Origin of the sequence: Streptomyces sp. UNOB3_S3 (assembly GCF_020740895.1) — a bacterium.
Taxonomy (GTDB): Bacteria; Actinomycetota; Actinomycetes; order Streptomycetales; family Streptomycetaceae; genus Streptomyces.
This window is the reverse complement of record NZ_JAILXP010000018.1, coordinates 1-20,154: the sequence shown is the minus strand read 5'-3', so window position 1 is coordinate 20,154 and position 20,154 is coordinate 1. Positions and strand designations below refer to the sequence as shown.

The window sequence follows — 20,154 nt, the reverse complement described above, 5'->3', positions numbered from 1 at the left end:
GGCCGAGGCCGCCGAAGCGGCCACCGGCCTGCGGGCGGAGATCATTTACGGTGTCCTGGTCATGTCCGCCATGCGTGCGGGTAAGCCGGCCGATCGTCGGCCGGGCGTGAAAAGAACTGGAGCCGGGTGCGGCCGCTCAGCACGCTGGGGCGCATGCCAACGACCACACCCGCCCCCGCGCGTTCGCGCTACCGTGCCGTCTTCGCCGTCCCCGAGTTCCGTGCCGTCTTCGCCGCGCACGTGCTGTCGCTGCTCGGCGTCGTCGTCGGTGAGATCGCGCTGTCCGTGCTCGTGTACCGGATCACCGGCTCGCCGCTGCTCAGCGCGCTCACGTTCGCGCTCGGGTTCCTGCCGTACGTCCTCGGCGGCACCCTGCTCGCCGGGGTCGCCGACCGGTGGCCCGCCCGGCGCGTCCTCGTCACCTGCGACCTGCTGTGCGCCGCCGGCGCCGTCGTCATGGCCCTGCCCGGCACGCCGGTGGCCGCGCTGTTCGCCCTGCGGTGCGTCAACGCCGCCGTCGCGCCCGTCTTCGCCGGGACACGCGCCGCGACGCTCGGCGACATCCTCGGCGAGGGCGACCTCTTCGTCCTGGGACGGTCGCTGCTGCGCGTCGTCTCGCAGGGCGCCCAGCTCGTCGGCTTCGCGGCCGGCGGGGTGCTGCTGACGGTCGCCCCGCCCCGGACCGCGCTCCTCGCCACCGCCGCCGGCTTCCTCGCCTCGGCCGCGCTGCTGCGCCTGGGCACCCGGCGGCGCCCCGCCCGGTCCGCCCGGTCCGCCACGGGTCAGGGCGGGCTGATGACGGCCTCCCTCGCCGGGTTACGGGAGCTGTTCGCGCACCGCCGGATACGCGCCCTGATCCTGCTCTCCTGGATCCCCCCGTTCTTCCTCGTCACCCCCGAGTCCCTCGCCGCGCCCTACGCGCACGACCTCGGTGCCGGGGCCACGGCCACCGGGCTGCTGCTCTGCGCCATGCCGGTCGGCGCGATCACCGGCGAGGTGCTCGCCGGGTCCCTGCTCCGGCCGCGTGCGCGGGAGCGGATCGCGCTGCCGCTGGCGGCCGTGCTGCTCGTGCCGTTCACGCTGTACGCGCTGCGGCCCTCGCTCGGCTGGTCGCTGCTGCTGGCGGCGGTGGCCGGGGCGGGGACGGCTTACACGCTGGGCGCGGACCAGTGGTTCGTCGCCGCCGTGCCCGAGGAGCTGCGCGGTCGCGCCATGACGGTGCTGTCGGCCGGGACGATGACGGTCCAGGGCCTCGGCATGGCCCTGGCGGGCGCGGCGGCCGAGTTCGCGCCCGTGCACCTGGTGGTGGCCGGGTCCGGGCTCGCCGGGACGGTGGCCGTCACGGCGGTCGTGCGCGAGGTCGTACGATCTCGCTGATCGGGAACGAGCGAGGGGGACCGGATGTTCGGCAGGAGCAAGGGCGCGGGCGCGGATCTTGAGGCGGTCGTGGTGCTGCGCGACTCGCGGGCCGTGGCCGACGCCGTGCGTGCGGCGCTGGAGACGGCGGACGAGGCCGAGCGGCCGGGCCTGGAGCGGGCCGCGGAGCTGATCGCGCTGCACGCCGCCCGCCCCGAGCGCGAGGTCCGGGCCGAGTGGGCGCGCGGCGTCCTCGCGGCGGCCGGCGTGGACGCCCGGGAGCAGGAGGTGCACGCGGTGCGGGCGCTGCGCAGGGCCGAGCCCGGGCTGAGCCTGAAGTCGGCGGTGCGACTGGTGCGCGAGGCGGCGGGCGCGGCGTAACGGCCGGGTTGTCCGAATTCCGGGACGGGCCCGGTCGGAAGGGGGCCGGCGGGTACGCTCGATGCCGTGCCGAAGCCGCTCAGCCTCCCCTTCGATCCCATCGCCCGCGCCGACGAGCTCTGGAAGCGGCGCTGGGGGTCCGTGCCGTCCATGGCCGCGATCACCTCGATCATGCGCGCCCACCAGATCCTGCTGGGCCAGGTCGACGCGGTCGTCAAGCCGTACGGGCTGACCTTCGCGCGCTACGAGGCGCTGGTGCTGCTGACCTTCTCCAAGGCGGGCGAGCTGCCGATGTCGAAGATCGGCGAGCGGCTGATGGTCCACCCGACCTCGGTCACCAACACCGTGGACCGGCTGGTCACGGCCGGTCTCGTGGACAAGCGCCCCAATCCCAACGACGGCCGGGGCACGCTCGCCTCGATCACGGAGAAGGGGCGTGAGGTCGTCGACGCGGCGACCCGGGACCTGATGGCGATGGACTTCGGGCTGGGCGCGTACGACGCCGACGGGTGCGCGGAGATCTTCCAGGTGCTGCGGCCGCTGCGCGTGGCGGCGGACGACTTCACGGAGGAGGACGACGCCGCCGACGAGAACGCGTGACGAGAACGCGTAGGGCGGGGCGGCGAAGATCGCCCCGGAACATGCCGTTACGCTCGCCTGCATGAAGAAGAGCGTGCTGACCCGCTACCGCGTGATGGCGTATGTCACCGGTGTCCTCCTGGTCCTCCTGACGATCGGCGTCATCGCCAAGTACCTGCTGGACATGGACGGCGCCGCGGGCCCGACCCGGGTCGTGGCCATCGCGCACGGCTGGCTGTACGTCCTCTACCTGGTCTTCGCCTTCGACATGGGCTCCAAGGCCCGCTGGCCGTTCGGCAAGCTGGCGTGGGTGCTGATCGCCGGCACCATCCCGGGCGCCGCGTTCGTGGTCGAGCGCAAGGTCTCCCGCGAGCTGGAGCCGCTGGTCACGGACGAGGCGACGGGTCCCGTACGGGCCTGACGCCCGCCCCGCACCCCCCGCCCGGCAGCTCGGCACTTCGGCGCGCGCCCCGGACACGTCCCTTGTGTCCGGGGCGTTCTTGCGCGAGAATTTACTAGGACGTCCTACTAAATTTTCGCGCGATGACGCTCGGAGAGGCGGCGCAGACCACCATGGACGCATCAGCCATCGAGGCGGGACGCCGCCGCTGGCAGGCCCGGTTCGACGCGGCGCGCAAGCGCGACGCCGACTTCACCACCCTCTCCGGCGCGCCGGTCGACCCCGTCTACGGTCCCCGCCCCGGCGACGCCTACGAGGGCTTCGAGCGGATCGGCTGGCCCGGCGAGTACCCCTTCACCCGCGGCCTGTACGCCACCGGCTACCGCGGCCGCGCCTGGACCATCCGCCAGTTCGCCGGCTTCGGCAACGCCGAGCAGACCAACGAGCGGTACAAGACGATCCTCGCCAACGGCGGCGGCGGGCTGAGCGTGGCCTTCGACATGCCCACCCTCATGGGCCGCGACTCCGACGACGGGCGCTCCCTCGGCGAGGTCGGCCACTGCGGCGTCGCGATCGACTCCGCCGCCGACATGGAGATCCTCTTCAGGGACATCCCGCTGGGCGACGTCACCACGTCGATGACCATCAGCGGCCCCGCCGTCCCCGTCTTCTGCATGTACCTCGTCGCCGCCGAGCGCCAGGGCGTCGACCCCGGCGTCCTCAACGGCACGCTCCAGACCGACATCTTCAAGGAGTACATCGCGCAGAAGGAGTGGCTCTTCCCGCCCGAGCCCCATCTGCGCCTGATCGGCGACCTGATGGAGCACTGCGCCCGCGCCATCCCCGCCTACAAGCCGCTGTCCGTCTCCGGCTACCACATCCGCGAGGCCGGGGCCACGGCCGCGCAGGAGCTCGCCTACACCCTCGCCGACGGTTTCGGCTACGTCGAGCTGGGGCTGAGCCGCGGCCTCGACGTCGACACCTTCGCCCCCGGCCTGTCCTTCTTCTTCGACGCCCACGTCGACTTCTTCGAGGAGATCGCCAAGTTCCGCGCGGCGCGCCGGATCTGGGCCCGGTGGATGAAGGAGGTCTACGGCGCGCGCACCGAGAAGGCCCAGTGGCTGCGCTTCCACACCCAGACCGCCGGGGTCTCCCTCACCGCCCAGCAGCCGTACAACAACGTGGTGCGGACGGCCGTCGAGGCCCTCGCCGCCGTGCTCGCCGGCACCAACTCCCTCCACACCAACGCCCTGGACGAGACCCTGGCCCTCCCCAGCGAGCAGGCCGCCGAGATCGCCCTGCGCACCCAGCAGGTGCTGATGGAGGAGACGGGCGTCGCCAACGTGGCCGACCCGCTGGGCGGTTCGTGGTACGTCGAGCAGCTCACCGACCGGATCGAGGCCGACGCCGAGACGGTCTTCGAGCGGATCAAGGAGCGCGGTCTGCGCTCCCACCCCGACGGCCGGCACCCCATCGGCCCCATGACCTCCGGCATCCTGCGCGGCATCGAGGACGGCTGGTTCACCGGTCAGATCGCCGAGAGCGCCTTCCTGTACCAGCAGGCCCTGGAGAAGGGCGCCAAGCGCGTCGTGGGCGTCAACTGCCACCACGGCTCGGTCACCGGCGATCTGGAGATCCTGCGGGTGAGCCACGAGGTGGAGCGCGAGCAGGTGCGCGTCCTGGCCGGCCGCAGGGCCCACCGCGACGACGCGCGCGTCCGCGCCGGCCTGGAGGCGATGCTGACCGCCGCGCGCGACGGCTCCAACATGATCGCCCCCATGCTGGAGGCCGCGCGCGCCGAGGCCACTCTGGGCGAGATCTGCGACGCCCTGCGGAACGAGTGGGGGACGTATACGGAGCCGGCGGGATTCTGACCCTGCGGTCCGGCAGGCGCGCCCGGTAGGCGTGGCCGACGGGCCCGGAAGGGGCTGCCTCAGGTGTACGCGGACGCCAGGCCGCCCACCAGCAGTGCCGTGAAACCGCGTGCCCACTCCTCGTCCACCGGTTCCGCGCTCACCAGCGTCCGGTGGACGACGGCGCCCGCGATGACGTCGAAGATGAGGTCGGCGTTGCGGGCCGCCGACTCGGGGTCGGGCTCGCGGGGCAGTTCGCCGCGGGCCTGGGCGCGGGCGCGGCCGAGGAGGACGAGGGACTTCTGGCGGTCCACGATCGCGGAGCGGATGCGGTCGCGCAGGGCGTCGTCGCGGGTGGATTCGGCCACCACCGCCATCAGGGCCGTCTTGGTCTCGGGGCGTTCCAGGAGGGACGCGAACTGGAGGACGACGCCCTCGATGTCGGCCTGGAGGCTGCCGCGGTCGGGGAGCTCCAGGTGTTCGTCGAAGAGGGCGGCCACCGCGTCCACCACGAGTTCGTTCTTGCCCGCCCAGCGGCGGTAGAGGGTGGTCTTGGCGACCCCGGCGCGGGTCGCGACGTCGCCGAGGGTCAGCTTGCTCCAGCCCAGCTCGACCAGGGCCGCGCGGGTCGCGTCGAGGATGGCGCGATCGGCCTCGGCGCTGCGTGGGCGGCCCGTGCGGCGGGCCGGGGGAGGGGCGGCGGAGCTCATGGAGGGACCTTACCGCCGGGTAGGCCGCCGGGTATGAGGTAGATCACAGGGTCCGGGATCGCTCGTTGCAGTTACGCTACGGCTCGTAGCGTAAGAGCGACAACCACGCGATGAACGCTCGCGCCGGGTGGGGACCCGGCGAAGATCAGCCAGTGGATCGGTCAGCCGCCGTCCGCAGGTTTTCCGGTTCTCCGTGCCGAGGGGGGAGGATGGGCCCATGCAGCCACGGAACATGTCCATGAGTGGAGTGGTCGACCTCGCCGCGGTGAAGGCGGCCGGAGAAGCCAGGCAGAAGGCGGAGCAGGCGCGCGCCGAGGCCGTCCGCCAGGGCGGGGCCCCGGTCGCGGGCCGTCTCGTCTTCGACGTCGACGAGGCCGGCTTCGAGGCGGAGGTCCTCCAGCGGTCCGCCGAGGTGCCCGTCGTCATCGACTTCTGGGCCGACTGGTGCGAGCCGTGCAAGCAGCTGGGCCCGCTGCTGGAGCGGCTGGCCGACGAGTACGCGGGGCGCTTCGTCCTCGCCAAGGTGGACGTCGAGGCCAACCAGCTGCTCTTCCAGCAGTTCGGCGTCCAGTCCATCCCGGCCGTCTTCGCCGTCGTGGCCGGCCAGGCCCTGCCGCTGTTCCAGGGCGCGGCGCCCGAGGCCCAGATCCGTCAGGTGCTGGAGCAGCTGATCGCGGTGGCGGAGCAGCGCTTCGGCATCGTGGGCGCGCCCGTCGCGCCGGGAGAGCCGGGGGAGTACGACGAGGCCGCCGTCCCGCAGGTGCCCGCGGGCCCGCACGACGCCGCCCTGTCCGCCGCGCACGACGCGCTGGACGCGGGCGACCTGGGCGGTGCCGTCCGCGCCTACGAGAACGTGCTGTCCGACGACCCGGCCAACGCCGAGGCCAAGCTGGGCCTCGCTCAGGCGCAGCTCCTGAAGCGCGTCCAGGGCATGGACGCGCAGGCGGTGCGCAAGGCGGCCGCCGACGCGCCGGGCGATGTGGCCGCGCAGATCGCGGCGGCCGATCTCGACCTCGTCGGTGGTCATGTCGAGGACGCCTTCGGGCGGTTGATCGACACCGTGCGGCGGACGGCCGGGGAGGACCGCGACGCCGCGCGCGTGCGGCTGCTGGAGGTCTTCGAGGTGATCGGTCCCGACGATCCGCGGGTGACGGCCGCGCGGACCGCGCTGTCGCGCGCCCTCTTCTGACAGGCACTCGTCTCCCCCGCGTCACAGGCGGCACGGGTCGTCCCGCTTTACCAAAACTTGGTAAACGCGGCCGCTGTTACGCGAGGTAAGGAAAACCCGGGCTTTCGCCCGGGTTTTTTCTGTTGTGCCCCCTCGGCCGCGGTCACGTTGCGGCGTTGTGCGGCCGGGTGGCGATACATACCGGCCGCCCGTTGGTTATCCGCTCGTTACTCGCAAGTAATCAACCTCTTGTGCCCCGGCCCGCGATGGACCACGATCGGGCCAGCCCGGTCCGCTCCCGCCCCGGCCGTCGGTCGTGCGCGGGTCGTGGGTCCCCACCGGGCGGGCCGGTGGCACGTCCACCGGTCCTGGGACAGGGGGGTCCCCGTGCGTCAACGGCGGGGCCTGTTCCGCAGGTTGCGCGAAGGCGTGGCCAGTGGTTGTCGCTCGGGGGTGATCGCCGGTGTGTGACGGGCGCGGCAGGTGCCAGCGGACGCCACGGCGCTCTTCTTCCCGAGGACGTAGCTCTTCTCCCATCCCCGCGCGGGCCGCCTGCCCGCACCGGGGATGTACGTCCGAGAAGGAGGAAAGTCGTGAAGGACCGGACTCGTGGTGGGACCAGATGGCGCAGGTTCGCCGTCGTCATGGTGCCCGGCGTCGCGGCGTCGGCCGCGATCGGTGTGGCGGTCGCGCAGGGCGCCCTCGCGGCGTCGTTCAGTGTTTCGGGCCAGCAGTTCAAGGTTCAGGCCGGGAAGATGGTGGGCGAGGACTTCGTCCAGTACGGCGCCCTCGACCAGAACGCGAAGGGAGCCCATCCCGTTGTGGTCGTCGGCCTGAACCACGCCACGATCAACAACCTGTGCCAGTCCGTCGTCGTCCCCATCCCGCTCATCAACCAGGAAGTGTCGATGAAGCTCACGGCGGGCGACAAGGAAGCGGTCGACGCCAAGCAGCTCTACATCGACGCGGACGTCCTCAAGGCGGACGCGCAGTTCGAGGACATCGACATCGGCGTCTCGGTGGACGACACCCTCAAGGGGAAGGGCAACGGCAAGGGCCCCGGCCCCCACGCCGGCGACAAGTACGTGCCGGGCTCGTTCGCCCAGCAGGCCAAGCGGGTCACCTTCACCGACGCCAAGCAGCGGGCGTGGGCGACCACGGCGGGCACCTTCACCCTCAAGGGCCTGAAGATGAAGGTCGGCTTCGGCAAGAACGAGTGCTTCCAGGACGCCGAGCTGGAGTGACGGGACGGGCGTGGGACCGGGCCGACCGGCCCCACGCCCGGACCGGCCGCAGTCCGCGACCGCGTCCGTGAGCGCCACGCACCACCGATTCGCCAGTCCCGAGGAGCTGTACACCATGAGCGCCGATACGCGACCACGGCTGATCGACACGCTCGGCCGCATCCGCCGTTCGTTCTGGGACTGGCGGGGCCGACGCCCCTTCTGGGGCGGGCTGTTGTGCATCCTGGCCGGTGTCCCGGTCATGTACATCCCGTACCAGACGGTCTCGCTGGGCGATCTCCAGTTCCGGATGGCCACGACGGCCGGCGCCGGATCGCTGATCATCGGCGTACTGCTGATCGTGCTGGGCCTGACCATGTGGTACCAGCCGCAGTCGAGGGTCTTCGCCGGTGTCGCCGCGATCCTCCTCGCGCTGGTCTCCCTCGTCGTCTCCAACTTCGGCGCCTTCCTGGTCGGATTCCTGCTGGCGCTGATCGGCGGTGGCCTGGGGGTGTCCTGGGCGCCGGGGCAGCCGCAGCCCGCGCCGGCCGACGAGCCCGGTGGGAGGCACGGTGCCGACTGACCACACGCGCGGCGGCGGGAGCGGCCCGCGCCACGCCGCGCCGAGAAAGCCGCTGCTGGCCCGGCTGAACATGCCGGCCGGCAAGGCCGTCGCCCTCGCGGCGATGCCGGGCGCCGTGCTGATGGGCATGGGCCTCACGCCGACGCTGGCGCAGGCCAAGCCCGTACAGCCGGTGAATCCCTTCGGGGACGCGGGATGTGTGACCGCGCCGGACACGGTTCCGGAGCCGGACGCGACGGAGAACGGGACGCCCTCGCCGGCACCGTCGGCCGCGAGCCCCGGTACGGGCGCGGACGCGAAGGAGCGCCCCGGGGCCGGGGAGCGGCCGTCGGCGCCGGCGGGCCGGGGCCAGGGGCCCGCCGACTCGCCGTCCGCCGCACCCTCCGCCTCGGCGTCGGCCTCCGCGTCGCCGTCGGCGAAGACGGCGCCCGTGCCGGAGCGCGTTCCGGCACCGCTTTCCTCGCCTCCCAAGAAGGTGAACCCGCTGGATCCGCTGGGGCTCGGTGAGAAGCTCACCGAGATCCTGACCGGCGGGAAGCCGGCCGCCGCGCCCGGTCCGTCGGCGCCGTCCTCGCCGTCGCCCTCGCCCTCGTCCTCGCCGTCGGCACAGGGGGCGTCGCCGAAGCAGCGGCCGAAGCCGGACAAGGCCGTGTCCGGGCCGACGGCCGAGGCGAAGCCGTCCGCGCCGGCGACGCCTTCCCCGTCCGCTTCCGCATCGCAATCGCCCTCGCCCTCGCCCACCGGCGAAGCCGGCGGTAAACAGCCCGGCCCCTGCCCCAAGGGCACGGTCGTCGACGAGAACGAGCACCGCGCCTTCCCCGGCCAGCCCTGGTATCTGGAGGCGAGCAAGCTGACCCTGACCGGTCTCACCTACGAGGGCGTCAAGCGCATCACGATGGCGAACGGTCAGCAGAAGCCCGTGCTCAAGTTCACCGCGGACGCCCTGGAGATCAGGGATCTCCACCAGATCGTCAACGGCCAGGGCAAGCAGTACCACGTGGCGGGGATGGGGACGACCTCGACGCTCAAGGGCGGCAAGGTCACCATGTACACGGAGGAGCTGAAGGGGAATCTCCTCGGGATCGTTCCGTCGACCCAGTCGCCGACCAGCCTGCCGCCGCTGATCCCGGGGCTGAAGCTGCCGATCCCGATCTTCTTCACCCATGTGAGGATCCGGCAGGCGGGGCAGTTCGGGGGGACGCTGCACATCCCGAACCTCCACCAGTACCTGACCGACGGCACGTATCCGTAGGCCGGGCGAGCTGGCCGGTACGACGACGGTGGCCGCCGCCCCGGGAGAACCCGGAGCGGCGGCCACCGTCGTGCGAGCGGGCGCGGAACCTAGCGGTTCTCGCCGCCGAGGTGGTGCACCCGCACCATGTTGGTGGTGCCGGGGATGCCGGGCGGGGAGCCCGCCGTGATGATCATGATGTCGCCCTCGGTGTAGCGCTTGAGCTTGAGCAGCTCGGCGTCGACCAGGTCGACCATCGCGTCCGTGTTGTCCACGTGCGGGACCACGAAGGTCTCGACGCCCCAGCTCAGCGTGAGCTGGTTGCGGGTCGAGGCGTCCGTGGTGAAGGCCAGGATCGGCTGCGCCGTGCGGTAGCGGGAGAGCCGGCGGGCGGTGTCACCGGACTTGGTGAAGGCGACCAGCGCCTTGCCGCCCAGGAAGTCCGCGATCTCGCACGCGGCGCGGGCGACGGAACCGCCCTGCGTGCGCGGCTTCTTGCCCGGGACCAGCGGCTGGAGGCCCTTGGAGAGCAGCTCCTGCTCGGCCGCCTCGACGATGCGGGACATCGTCTTGACGGTCTCGATCGGGTACGCGCCGACCGAGGACTCGGCGGAGAGCATGACCGCGTCCGCGCCGTCCAGGATGGCGTTGGCGACGTCGGAGGCCTCGGCACGCGTGGGACGGGAGTTGGTGATCATCGACTCCATCATCTGGGTCGCGACGATCACCGGCTTGGCGTTGCGGCGGCACATCTCGATCAGGCGCTTCTGCACCATCGGGACGCGCTCCAGCGGGTACTCCACCGCCAGGTCGCCACGGGCCACCATCACACCGTCGAAGGCCATGACGACCTCCGCCATGTTCTCGACGGCCTGCGGCTTCTCGACCTTGGCGATGACCGGCACGCGGCGGCCGACCTGGTCCATGACGCGGTGGACGTCCTGGACGTCCTTGGCGTCGCGGACGAAGGACAGCGCCACCATGTCGCAGCCCATGGCGAGGGCGAACTTCAGGTCCTCGATGTCCTTCTCGGACAGCGCCGGGACGTTCACCGCCGCGCCGGGCAGGTTGATGCCCTTGTGGTCGGAGATGACACCGCCCTCGATGACGATCGTCTTCACGCGCGGGCCGTCGACCTCGGTGACCCGGAGCTCGACGTTGCCGTCGTTGATCAGGACCTGGTCGCCCTTGACGACGTCGCCGGGCAGGCCCTTGTAGGTCGTGCCGCAGATCGTCTTGTCACCGGGGACGTCCTCGGTGGTGATGACGAACTCGTCACCGCGCACCAGCTCCACGGGGCCGTCCGCGAAGGTCTCCAGGCGGATCTTCGGGCCCTGGAGGTCGGCCAGCACGCCCACGGCGCGGCCGGTCTCCTCCGAGGCCTTGCGGAGGCGGTTGTACCGCTCCTCGTGCTCCGAGTGGGACCCGTGGCTCATGTTGAAACGGGCCACGTTCATACCGGCCTCGATCAGCGACTTCAGCTGGTCGAAGGAGTCGACGGCAGGGCCCAGGGTGCAGACGATTTTGGAACGGCGCATGGGGCAGATCCTATCGGTTTGTTTCGGAGCGGAATATTCGAGCTGTGGGAAAGACCAAGGAACGGATCACGAAGTTCCGCCGATCAAGAGCTGACCAGCGCGTACGCCTGCGTGGCGATCTCCAGCTCCTCGTCGGTCGGGACCACGGCCACCGCGACCCGCGAGGACTCGGGAGAGATCAGCCGCGGCTCGCCCGAACGGATCTCGTTGAGCCCGGCGTCCACGACCAGGCCCAGCGCCTCCAGGCCCGCCATGGCGGCCTCGCGGACCGGGGCCGCGTTCTCGCCCACGCCCGCGGTGAAGGCCACGGCGTCCACCTTGCCCAGGACCGCGTAGTAGGCGCCGATGTACTTCTTCAGCCGGTGGACGTAGATGTCGAAGGCGAGCGCCGCCCGCTCGTCGCCCTCGTCGATGCGCCGGCGGATCTCGCGCATGTCGTTGTCGCCGCACAGTCCGATCAGACCGCTCTTCTTGTTGAGGAGCGAGTCGATCTCGTCGACGGACATCCCCGCGTTGCGGGACAGGTGCAGCAGCACCGCCGGGTCCAGGTCGCCGGAGCGGGTGCCCATGACCAGGCCCTCCAGCGGGGTGAGGCCCATGGAGGTGTCGACGCAGCGGCCGCCCTGGACCGCGGAGGCCGAGGCGCCGTTGCCCAGGTGGAGCACGATGACGTTGACCTCTTCAGGGGCCTTGCCCAGCAGCCTGGCGGTCTCGCGGGAGACGTACGCGTGCGAGGTGCCGTGGAAGCCGTAGCGGCGGATCATGTGCGCGTCGGCGGTCTCGGTGTCGATCGCGTAGCGCGCGGCCGACTCCGGCATCGTCGTGTGGAAGGCGGTGTCGAAGACCGCGACCTGCGGCAGGTCGGGGCGGAGCGCCTGGGCGGTGCGGATGCCGGTGATGTTGGCCGGGTTGTGCAGCGGCGCCACCGGGATCAGCCGCTCGATCTCCGCGACGACCTCGTCGGTGATCAGCGTCGGCGCGGTGAACTCGCTGCCGCCGTGGACGACGCGGTGACCGATCGCGGCCAGCTCCGGGGAGTCCAGCCCCAGCCCGTCGGCGGCCAGCTCCGCCGCGACGGCCTGGAGGGCGGCGTCGTGGTCGGCGATCGGGCCGGTGCGCTCGCGCCTGTCACCGCCCGAGGCCAGGGGGGTGTGCGCCAGCCGCGAGGTCTCCTCGCCGATGCGCTCGACCAGGCCGACGGCCAGCCGGGCGCCGTCGGCCATGTCGAGCAGCTGGTACTTGAGCGAGGACGAGCCGGAGTTGAGGACGAGGACTCGGGTGGCGTTGGAAGTCATCGGGGCTTTCCGTGTGGGGGATTCGGGGGGCGTCTCATGGGTACGGGGCCGGGGCTCGTGCCCCGGCCCCGCGGGGCGGATCAGGGCTCGGTGCGCTCGCCGCGCTGCTCGCCCTGGGCCTGGATGGCGGTGATCGCCACGGTGTTCACGATGTCCTGGACCAGCGCGCCGCGCGACAGGTCGTTGACCGGCTTGCGCAGGCCCTGGAGGACCGGGCCCACCGCGACCGCGCCGGCCGAGCGCTGGACGGCCTTGTAGGTGTTGTTGCCGGTGTTGAGGTCGGGGAAGACCAGCACCGTGGCCTTGCCCGCGACCTCGGAGCCCGGCAGCTTGGTCGCGGCGACGCGGGCGTCGACGGCGGCGTCGTACTGGATCGGGCCCTCGACCAGGAGCTCGGGGTGGCGCTCCCGGACCAGCTCGGTGGCCTTGCGGACCTTGTCGACGTCCGCGCCCGAGCCGGAGGTGCCGGTGGAGTACGACAGCATCGCCACGCGCGGCTCGACGCCGAACTGCCTGGCGGTCTCGGCGGACTGGATGGCGATGTCCGCGAGCTGCTCGGCGTTGGGGTCGGGGTTGACCGCGCAGTCGCCGTAGACCAGGACCCGGTCGGCCAGGCACATGAAGAAGACCGAGGAGACGATCTGGGCGCCCGGCGCCGTCTTGATGATCTCGAAGGCGGGGCGGATGGTGGCGGCGGTGGAGTGCACCGCGCCGGAGACCATGCCGTCGGCCAGGCCCTCCTGGACCATCAGGGTGCCGAAGTAGGAGACGTCGGCGACGACGTCGTGGGCCAGCTCGACGGTCATGCCCTTGTGGGCGCGGGCCTTGGCGTAGATCTCGGCGAAGCGGTCCCGCAGCGCGGAGGTCGCCGGGTCGATGAGCTGCGCGTCGGCCAGGTCGATGCCCAGCTCGGCGGCGCGCTTGCGGATGGCGTCCACCTCGCCCAGCAGGATCAGGTCGCAGACGTCGCGGCGCAGCAGCACGTCGGCCGCGCGCAGCACCCGCTCCTCGGTGCCCTCGGGGAGGACGACCCGGCGGCGGGCGGAGCGGGAGCGCTCGATCAGCTCGTGCTCGAACATCATCGGCGTGACGCGCTCGGAGCGGGCCACGGAGATGCGGTTGGTCAGCTCGGCGGTGTCCACGTGGCGCTCGAAGAGGCCCAGCGCGGTCTCCACCTTGCGCGGCGAGGACGCCTCCAGCTTGCCCTCGACGGCGAAGAGCTCGGCCGCGGTCGGGAAGGAGCCGCCCGGCACCGAGACCACCGGGGTGCCCGGGGCCAGCCGGCCGGCCAGCGCCAGGATGTCCGGGCCGGGGCGCTCGTCCAGGGTCAGCAGCACACCGGCGATGGCCGGGGCGCCCGCGCTGTGCGCGGCCAGCGCGCCGACGATCAGGTCCACGCGGTCGCCGGGGGTGACGACCAGGCAGCCCTCGGTCAGGGCGGGCAGGAAGACCGGCAGCATGGCGCCGCCGAAGACGAAGTCCTTGGCGTCGCGGGAGAGCCCGGCGTCGTCGCCCAGCAGCACCTCGGCGCCCAGCTTCTGGACGATCTGGCGCACGGTCGGCGCGGACAGCGCGCTGTCCTCGGGCAGGGCGTAGCAGGGCACCGGCAGGCTCGCGGACAGCGGCTCGCCGATGGCCTCGCGGTCGCCCGGGGCCACCCGGTTGACGACCAGGGCGACGACGTCGCAGCCCAGCGACTCATAGGCGCGGAAGGCGTTGCGCGCCTCGGCCCGCACCGACTCGGCCGACTGCTCCTGGCCGCCGACGACCGTGATCACGGACGCGGCGAACTCATTGGCCAGGCGGGCGTTGAGGGCCAGCTCGTCGGGGAGGGTGGTGCCGGCGAAGTCGGTGCCGAGGACCAGCACGTACTCGTGGTCGCGGGCGACCGCGTGGAAGCGCTCGACGAGCTGGGAGACCAGCTCGTCCGTGCCCCGCTCGGCCTGGAGGGCGGCGGCCTCGTTGTAGGTCATGCCGACCACGCTCTCGGGGGACTGGCCCATCCGGTAGCGCGACCGCAGCAGGTCGACGAGGCGGTCGGGGCCGTCCCCGTGGAAGAGCGGGCGGAAGACGCCCACCTTCTCCACATGGCGGGTGAGGAGCTCCATGACTCCCAGCTCGATGACCTGGCGCCCGTCGCCCCGGTCGGTCCCGGTCACGTACACGCTGCGCGTCACGCGTGCTCTCCTACTCGGCTAGTTCTCGACTGAAAATAAACCCGTTAGGGTGGGCTTGACCTCTTGACAATACCTGCGCTCGTGGATAAGGCGCTCGTCAGGAGGGTGACGGCGGAATGCGACGCAGGCCGTCGGCCCATGAAACAATCGGCCTGGCTCACAGGTACCAGTAGCGAGCAGGAGAAACAGCACGATGCGCATCGGAGTCCTCACGGCGGGCGGCGACTGCCCCGGCCTGAACGCTGTCATCCGCTCGGTGGTACACCGGGCGCTCGTCGGCCACGGCGACGAGGTCATCGGCTTCGAGGACGGCTTCAAGGGCCTGCTGGACGGCCGCCACCGCAAGCTCGACCTGGACGCCGTCAGCGGCATCCTGGCCCGCGGCGGCACCATCCTCGGCTCCTCCCGCCTGGAGCGCGCCCGGCTGCGCGAGGCCTGCGAGAGCTCCAAGGAGCTCGCCCGCGACCTCGGCATCGACGTGCTGATCCCGATCGGCGGCGAGGGCACGCTCACCGCGTCCAAGATGCTCTCCGACGCGGGCCTGCCCGTCGTCGGCGTCCCGAAGACCATCGACAACGACATCTCCTCCACGGACCGCACCTTCGGTTTCGACACCGCCGTCGGCGTCGCGACGGAGGCCATCGACCGCCTCAAGACCACCGCCGAGTCCCACCAGCGGGTGATGGTCGTCGAGGTCATGGGCCGCCACGCCGGGTGGATCGCGCTGGAGTCCGGCATGGCCGGCGGCGCCCACGGCATCTGCCTCCCCGAGCGCCCCTTCGACCCGGCCGACCTCGTCAAGATGGTCGAGGAGCGCTTCTCCCGCGGCAAGAAGTTCGCCGTCATCTGCGTCGCCGAGGGCGCGCACCCGGTCGAGGGTTCCATGGACTACGCCAAGGGCGCCATAGACCAGTTCGGCCACGAGCGCTTCGCCGGCATCGGCACCAAGCTCGCCGTGGAGCTGGAGAAGCGCCTGGGCAAGGAGGCCCGCCCGGTCATCCTCGGCCACGTCCAGCGCGGCGGTACGCCCACCGCCTACGACCGCGTCCTCGCCACCCGCTTCGGCTGGCACGCGGTCGAGGCCGCCCACCGGGGCGACTTCGGCAAGATGACGGCGCTCAAGGGCACCGACATCGAGATGGTGCCGCTGGCCGACGCCGTCACCGAGCTCAAGCGGGTGCCGGAGGACCGGATGGACGAGGCCGAGTCCGTCTTCTAGTCCCCCCCCCGCGTATGAACGAGGGCCCCCGTCCGACTCGGTCGGACGGGGGCCCTCGCGCATACGGTCCCGGGGCTCACTGCGCCCCGATCGCCTCCAGGGTGTCGAGCCTCGCCGCCCGGCGGGCCGGCCAGACCGAGGCCAGCACGCCGACCACGAGGGCCAGCAGCAGGAACACCGCGATGCGGCCCCACGGCACGACCATGGCGTACTGCGGGAAGGACGAGCGCAGCAGGTGGCCGCCGGACCAGGCGAGGAAGACGCCGGCCCCGACGCCCAGCACCGCGCCGAACATCGCGATCATCACGGACTCCAGCCGGACCATCCGCTTGACCTCGCGCCGGTCCAGGCCGATCGCGCGCAGCATCCCGATCTCCCGGGTCCGCTCGAAGACCGACATGGCCAGGGTGTTGACGACGCCGATGACGGCGATGACGACGGCCATGCCCAGCAGCCCGTACATCAGGTAGAGGATGTCGTCGATGCTCCCGGCCTCGTGGCGGCGCAGGTCGTCCTGGCTCTGGACCTTGATGATCGGGTTCTTGCCGAGCGTCTCCTTGATCTTCCCGGCGAGGTCCTTCGCCTTGCCCGGCGCGGCCTTCACCAGCACCTGGGAGTCGCGCGCCTTCTCCTGATGGGGGTCCACGAGGGCGGGGGCGGCGAGGACCGAGGACAGGACGTCGCTGTCCTGGTAGACGGCCACGACGCGCGGGGCGGCCTTCTTGCCGTCGTAGAACGCCATCGGCAGCGTGGATCCCACCTTCAGGCGCCCCTCGGCCGCGAACTTGTCCGAGACGGCGACGGCGGTGGTGCCGTGGACGTCGGTGAGCGAGCCGCTGACGACGGTCATGGTGACCACCTTGACGAGGGACCGGACGTTCGCCCCCGTGACCAGCCCCGGGCGCTGCTCCGACTGGAAGCCGGCCGTCCGCAGCGGCACGGCCGCCGCGACGCCGGGCTGCCCGGCGAGCGTCCGGGCGATGTCGGGGGAGAGCCCGAGGTAACTGGTGGAGCTGACCTTGTAGTCGGCCGTCATGTCCGGGGCGCCCATCGTGGACATGCCCCGGTCGGCGGAGACGGCGCCCACGGTCAGACCGGTGATCAGGGTGAGGCCGATCATCAGCGCGGAGGCGGTGGCGGCGGTGCGGCGCGGGTTGCGCAGGGCGTTCTCCCGGGCGAGCTTGCCGCTGACGCCGGCGAGCCGGATCGCGAGGCGGCCGAAGAACCGCACGACCGGGCGGGAGAGCAGCGGGGCCAGGACGATCAGACCCGCGAGGGTGAGCGCCGAGCCCGCCATCGCGTAGTTGATGCCGCCGCTGTCCTTGAACTTCGTGACGTACAGCATGAGGCCCACGCCCAGGGCGGTGAGCGCCGCGCCGATGGAGTTGCGCACCACGAGGCTCCGGGCGGCCGGCGCCGCCTCGACGGAGGCCAGCGCCTCGACCGGGGCGATCCGCGCGGCCTTCCGGGACGGCAGCCACGCGGCGAGCACGGTCACCACGACGCCCACCCCGAGGGCGGACAGCACGGCCGAGGGTGTGATGACCAGCGGGCCGTCGGGCAGGCTCGCGCCGGTCGCGTTGAGGACCGGGTGGAGACCGGTGGCGACGCCGAGGCCGAGGACGAAGCCCAGGGCGGAGGCCACCAGGCCCAGCAGCCCGGCCTCGATCAGCACCGAGCGCACCACCTGGCGGCGGGAGGCGCCCACGGCGCGCAGCAGCGCGATCTCACGGGTGCGCTGGGCGATCAGCATGGTGAAGGTGTTGGCGATGATGAAGACGCCGACGAAGAGGGAGATGCCCGCGAAGATCAGCAGGGTCTTGCGGATCGAGCTCGTCTGCTGGTCGATCATCTTGGCCTGGGAGGCCGCGAGTTCCTGGCCGCTCCGGGCCTCGAAGGACTTCGGGAGCATCGCGCGGACCTTCGCGGTCAGCGCGGTCTGGTCGGTGCCGGGGGTCGCGGAGACGGCGAGCTCGGTGAACTCGCCGGGCTTGCCGAAGAGCTTCTGCGCGGTCGCGGTGTCGAAGAGCGCCAGGCCGGCGCCCGCGCTCACCCGGGGGTTGTCGGTCGTGACGACGCCGACGAGCTTCTTGGTCATGACCGGGCCGTCGATGGCCAGCCGTACGGTGCCGCCGAGCGTGGCGCCGAGCTTCTTCGCGGTCTTCGTATCGAGGGCGATCTCGCCCTCGCCGGCCGGGCCGCGCCCCTTGACCAGCGGATAACGGCTGTCCTTGCCGTCCTTGCCGGGGACGTAGTTGTCGCCGTCGCTGCCCCAGTCGCCGCCGACGGGGTCGCCGTTCCGGTCCGCGATCATCGGCATGCCGCTGACGGACGGCCGTACGGAGGCCACGCCGGGGAGGGCGGCTATCCGCTTCACCATCGTGTCGTCGAGGACGCTGCGGTCCTTGGCGTCGGTGCTGGGGCCGCCCGCCGTCACGGAGACGGCGACGTCGTCGAGGCTCTTGGACAGCCGGTCGCGGTAGGCGCCGCCGACGGAGTCGCTGAAGACGAGGGTGCCGGAGACGAAGGCGGTGCCGAGGAGGACCGCGAGGGCGGTCATCATCAGCCGGGTCTTGTGCGCGAGGAGATTGCGCAGGGCTGTACGGAACATGGGGTGGTCTAGTCCTGGAGGTCGGTTCCGGCGGGGATCAGCTCGTACGGCCCTTGGCGTCGAAGGCCTTCATTCGGTCCAGGACGGCGTCGGCGCTCGGCGCGTGGATCTCGTCGACGATCCGGCCGTCGGCCAGGAAGATCACGCGGTCCGCGTAGGAGGCGGCGACCGGGTCGTGGGTGACCATCACGATCGTCTGCCCGAGCGCCTGGACGGACTCGCGCAGGAAGCCCAGCAGCTCGGCGCCGGAGCGGGAGTCGAGATTGCCGGTCGGCTCGTCGGCGAAGACGAGCTCGGGCTTGGCGGTCAGCGCCCGGGCCACGGCCACGCGCTGCTGCTGCCCGCCGGACAGCTGGCTCGGCCGGTGCGCGAGCCGCCCGGACAGGCCCAGCGTCGCGACGATCCGCTGGAGCCACTCGGGGTCGGGCTTGCGGCCCGCGATGTCCAGCGGCAGCGTGATGTTCTCCAGCGCGGACAGCGTGGGCAGCAGATTGAACGCCTGGAAGACGAAGCCGACCCGGTCCCGGCGCAGCCGGGTGAGCTGCCGGTCGCCGAGCGCGCCGAGCTCGACGTCCCCGATCCGGGCGGAGCCCGAGGAGATCGAGTCCAGGCCCGCCATGCAGTGCATCAGCGTCGACTTCCCGGAACCCGACGGCCCCATGATCGCGGTGAACTCGGCGCGCCGGAACTCCACGGAGACCGAGTCCAGGGCGGCCACCCGGGTCTCGCCCTGCCCGTAGACCTTGCTCAGCCCGGTGGCACGGGCGGCGACGGCGCCGGCGGGCGAGCGGGGGACGGCGTAAGCGGCCGTGTGGGACACGGGTCTCCTCCGGAGGGGTGGGGAAAGGGGGGAATCAGCGATTCCAATTCTTTCCGCGGCCCCTCCGCGAAACGTCAGCCGAACGGCCGGAATGCGGGGTCGGTCTAGGGTCCCGTGGTGGCACGGGCGCGTAGTACTTCAGACGGACGGCGTCATCCTCACGATGTGCGGGACGGACTACCCCTTCACCGCCCCGCCCAGCGCGAAGCCGCCGCCCAGCCGGCGCGCGATGAGCGCGTACAGCAGGACCACGGGGGTCGAGTAGAGGATCGAAAACGCCGCCAGCTGCCCGTAGGCCACCTGCCCGTAGTTCCCGAAGAACGTGAAGATGCTGACGGACGCGGGTAGTTGGTCCGGGGTGAGCAGCAGCATGAAGGGGACGAAGAAGTTGCCCCACATCATGATGAAGCAGTAGATCGTCACGACCGCGAGCCCCGGCCCCATCAGCGGCAGGATCACGCGGACGAGCGTCTGCAGCCGCCCCGCGCCGTCGGTCCACGCCGCCTCTTCGAGGACGACCGGCACGCCGTCCATGAAGTTCTTCATCAGCCAGATGGCGAAGGGGAGTTGCGCGGTCGCGAGGAACAGCGCGGTGCCCTGGATCGTGTCGATCAGGTCGATCCGTACGAACAGCCCGTACACCGGCACCATGACCGCCGTGATCGGCAGACACGTCGCGAAGAGGACGCCGAGCAGATACGGCCTGGTCAGGCGTGACCGATGGCGCGAAAGCGGGTACGCGGCCAGCGCGGCGCACACGATCGTCAGCAGGGTCGCCCCACCGCACAGCAGCAGACTGTTGAGCATGGGCGTGAAGGTGATCTCGTCGGTGAGGACGGCGGAGAAGTTCTCCGCCGTCGGCCCGGTGGGCGTCCGCACCCGCAGCCCGGCCTCGGCGTCGACGGACGCCAGCAGCAGCCAGACGAGCGGCGCGGCGAACGCCGCCAGCAGCACCAGCAGCGCGGCGTCGGCGGCCAGCCGCCGGCGGAGCCGGCGGGCGAGGCGGGGGG

Annotated in this window: 16 protein-coding genes and 1 pseudogene; 10 read left to right on the top strand and 7 right to left on the bottom strand. The window is 71.9% G+C overall.

Going from position 1 to position 20,154, the window contains the following annotated elements; translation table 11 throughout:
• Positions 1–153: 153 nt before the first annotated feature.
• The 5 genes from K6I33_RS03695 (at position 154) to K6I33_RS03675 (ending at position 4,590) form a co-directional block, all read left to right on the top strand.
• Positions 154–1,377, top strand: a complete 1,224-nt coding sequence (locus tag K6I33_RS03695) for an MFS transporter (RefSeq protein ID WP_229348213.1) — start codon at positions 154–156, stop codon at positions 1,375–1,377.
• A gap of 24 nt (positions 1,378–1,401) precedes the next feature.
• Positions 1,402–1,737 carry a hypothetical protein gene (locus K6I33_RS03690; protein ID WP_229348212.1) on the top strand — a complete coding sequence of 112 codons (336 nt, stop codon included), beginning with the start codon at positions 1,402–1,404 and terminating at the stop codon, positions 1,735–1,737.
• Between the two features lie 66 nt (positions 1,738–1,803).
• Positions 1,804–2,337, top strand: a complete 534-nt coding sequence (locus tag K6I33_RS03685) for a MarR family winged helix-turn-helix transcriptional regulator (protein WP_229348211.1) — start codon at positions 1,804–1,806, stop codon at positions 2,335–2,337.
• Between the two features lie 61 nt (positions 2,338–2,398).
• Entirely contained in the window at positions 2,399–2,737 is a 339-nt protein-coding gene (locus K6I33_RS03680; RefSeq protein WP_229348210.1) for a DUF3817 domain-containing protein, read from the top strand.
• Positions 2,738–2,889: 152 nt separating this feature from the next.
• Positions 2,890–4,590, top strand: coding sequence for a methylmalonyl-CoA mutase (locus K6I33_RS03675; RefSeq protein ID WP_229348229.1), 1,701 nt, complete (start codon positions 2,890–2,892; stop codon positions 4,588–4,590).
• A 59-nt stretch (positions 4,591–4,649) separates the two neighbouring features.
• On the opposite strand, the gene K6I33_RS03670 is transcribed toward K6I33_RS03675, so the two are convergent.
• Positions 4,650–5,279 (bottom strand): TetR/AcrR family transcriptional regulator, encoded by a 630-nt coding sequence (locus K6I33_RS03670; protein ID WP_229348209.1) that lies wholly within the window; start codon positions 5,277–5,279, stop codon positions 4,650–4,652.
• A gap of 217 nt (positions 5,280–5,496) precedes the next feature.
• Here K6I33_RS03670 and K6I33_RS03665 point away from each other — a divergent pair, with 217 nt between their 5' ends.
• From K6I33_RS03665 to K6I33_RS03650, 4 genes and pseudogenes are all read left to right on the top strand, one after another.
• On the top strand, positions 5,497–6,468 hold the full coding sequence (locus K6I33_RS03665; RefSeq protein ID WP_229348208.1) for a tetratricopeptide repeat protein: 972 nt from the start codon (positions 5,497–5,499) through the stop codon (positions 6,466–6,468).
• 572 nt (positions 6,469–7,040) lie between these two features.
• Entirely contained in the window at positions 7,041–7,691 is a 651-nt protein-coding gene (locus tag K6I33_RS03660; RefSeq protein ID WP_229348207.1) for a DUF6230 family protein, read from the top strand.
• A 115-nt stretch (positions 7,692–7,806) separates the two neighbouring features.
• A pseudogene (locus K6I33_RS03655) lies at positions 7,807–8,229 on the top strand (DUF6114 domain-containing protein); the annotation flags it as partial.
• Between the two features lie 13 nt (positions 8,230–8,242).
• On the top strand, positions 8,243–9,505 hold the full coding sequence (locus K6I33_RS03650) for a hypothetical protein (RefSeq protein ID WP_229348206.1): 1,263 nt from the start codon (positions 8,243–8,245) through the stop codon (positions 9,503–9,505).
• Between the two features lie 89 nt (positions 9,506–9,594).
• Here the strand turns inward: K6I33_RS03650 and pyk are convergent, their stop codons facing one another.
• From pyk to pta, 3 genes are all read right to left on the bottom strand, one after another.
• Positions 9,595–11,022 carry a pyruvate kinase gene (gene pyk / locus K6I33_RS03645; protein WP_229348205.1) on the bottom strand — a complete coding sequence of 476 codons (1,428 nt, stop codon included), beginning with the start codon at positions 11,020–11,022 and terminating at the stop codon, positions 9,595–9,597.
• A gap of 83 nt (positions 11,023–11,105) precedes the next feature.
• Entirely contained in the window at positions 11,106–12,317 is a 1,212-nt protein-coding gene (locus K6I33_RS03640) for an acetate kinase (protein ID WP_229348204.1), read from the bottom strand.
• An 80-nt stretch (positions 12,318–12,397) separates the two neighbouring features.
• Complete coding sequence (pta, locus tag K6I33_RS03635) at positions 12,398–14,494, bottom strand: phosphate acetyltransferase (protein WP_229348203.1); 2,097 nt, start codon at positions 14,492–14,494, stop codon at positions 12,398–12,400.
• 193 nt (positions 14,495–14,687) lie between these two features.
• Here pta and K6I33_RS03630 point away from each other — a divergent pair, with 193 nt between their 5' ends.
• The gene (locus K6I33_RS03630; protein WP_229348202.1) at positions 14,688–15,713 is read left to right on the top strand and encodes an ATP-dependent 6-phosphofructokinase; all 1,026 of its coding nucleotides are present in this window, start codon (positions 14,688–14,690) and stop codon (positions 15,711–15,713) included.
• Between the two features lie 76 nt (positions 15,714–15,789).
• Here K6I33_RS03630 and K6I33_RS03625 read toward each other — a convergent pair whose 3' ends face one another.
• The 3 genes from K6I33_RS03625 to K6I33_RS03615 form a co-directional block, all read right to left on the bottom strand.
• Positions 15,790–18,324 (bottom strand): ABC transporter permease, encoded by a 2,535-nt coding sequence (locus K6I33_RS03625; RefSeq protein WP_229348201.1) that lies wholly within the window; start codon positions 18,322–18,324, stop codon positions 15,790–15,792.
• Between the two features lie 37 nt (positions 18,325–18,361).
• Entirely contained in the window at positions 18,362–19,144 is a 783-nt protein-coding gene (locus K6I33_RS03620; RefSeq protein ID WP_229348200.1) for an ABC transporter ATP-binding protein, read from the bottom strand.
• 177 nt (positions 19,145–19,321) lie between these two features.
• The coding region (locus tag K6I33_RS03615) for a carbohydrate ABC transporter permease (protein ID WP_229348199.1) at positions 19,322–20,154 on the bottom strand (833 nt) is incomplete at its 5' end.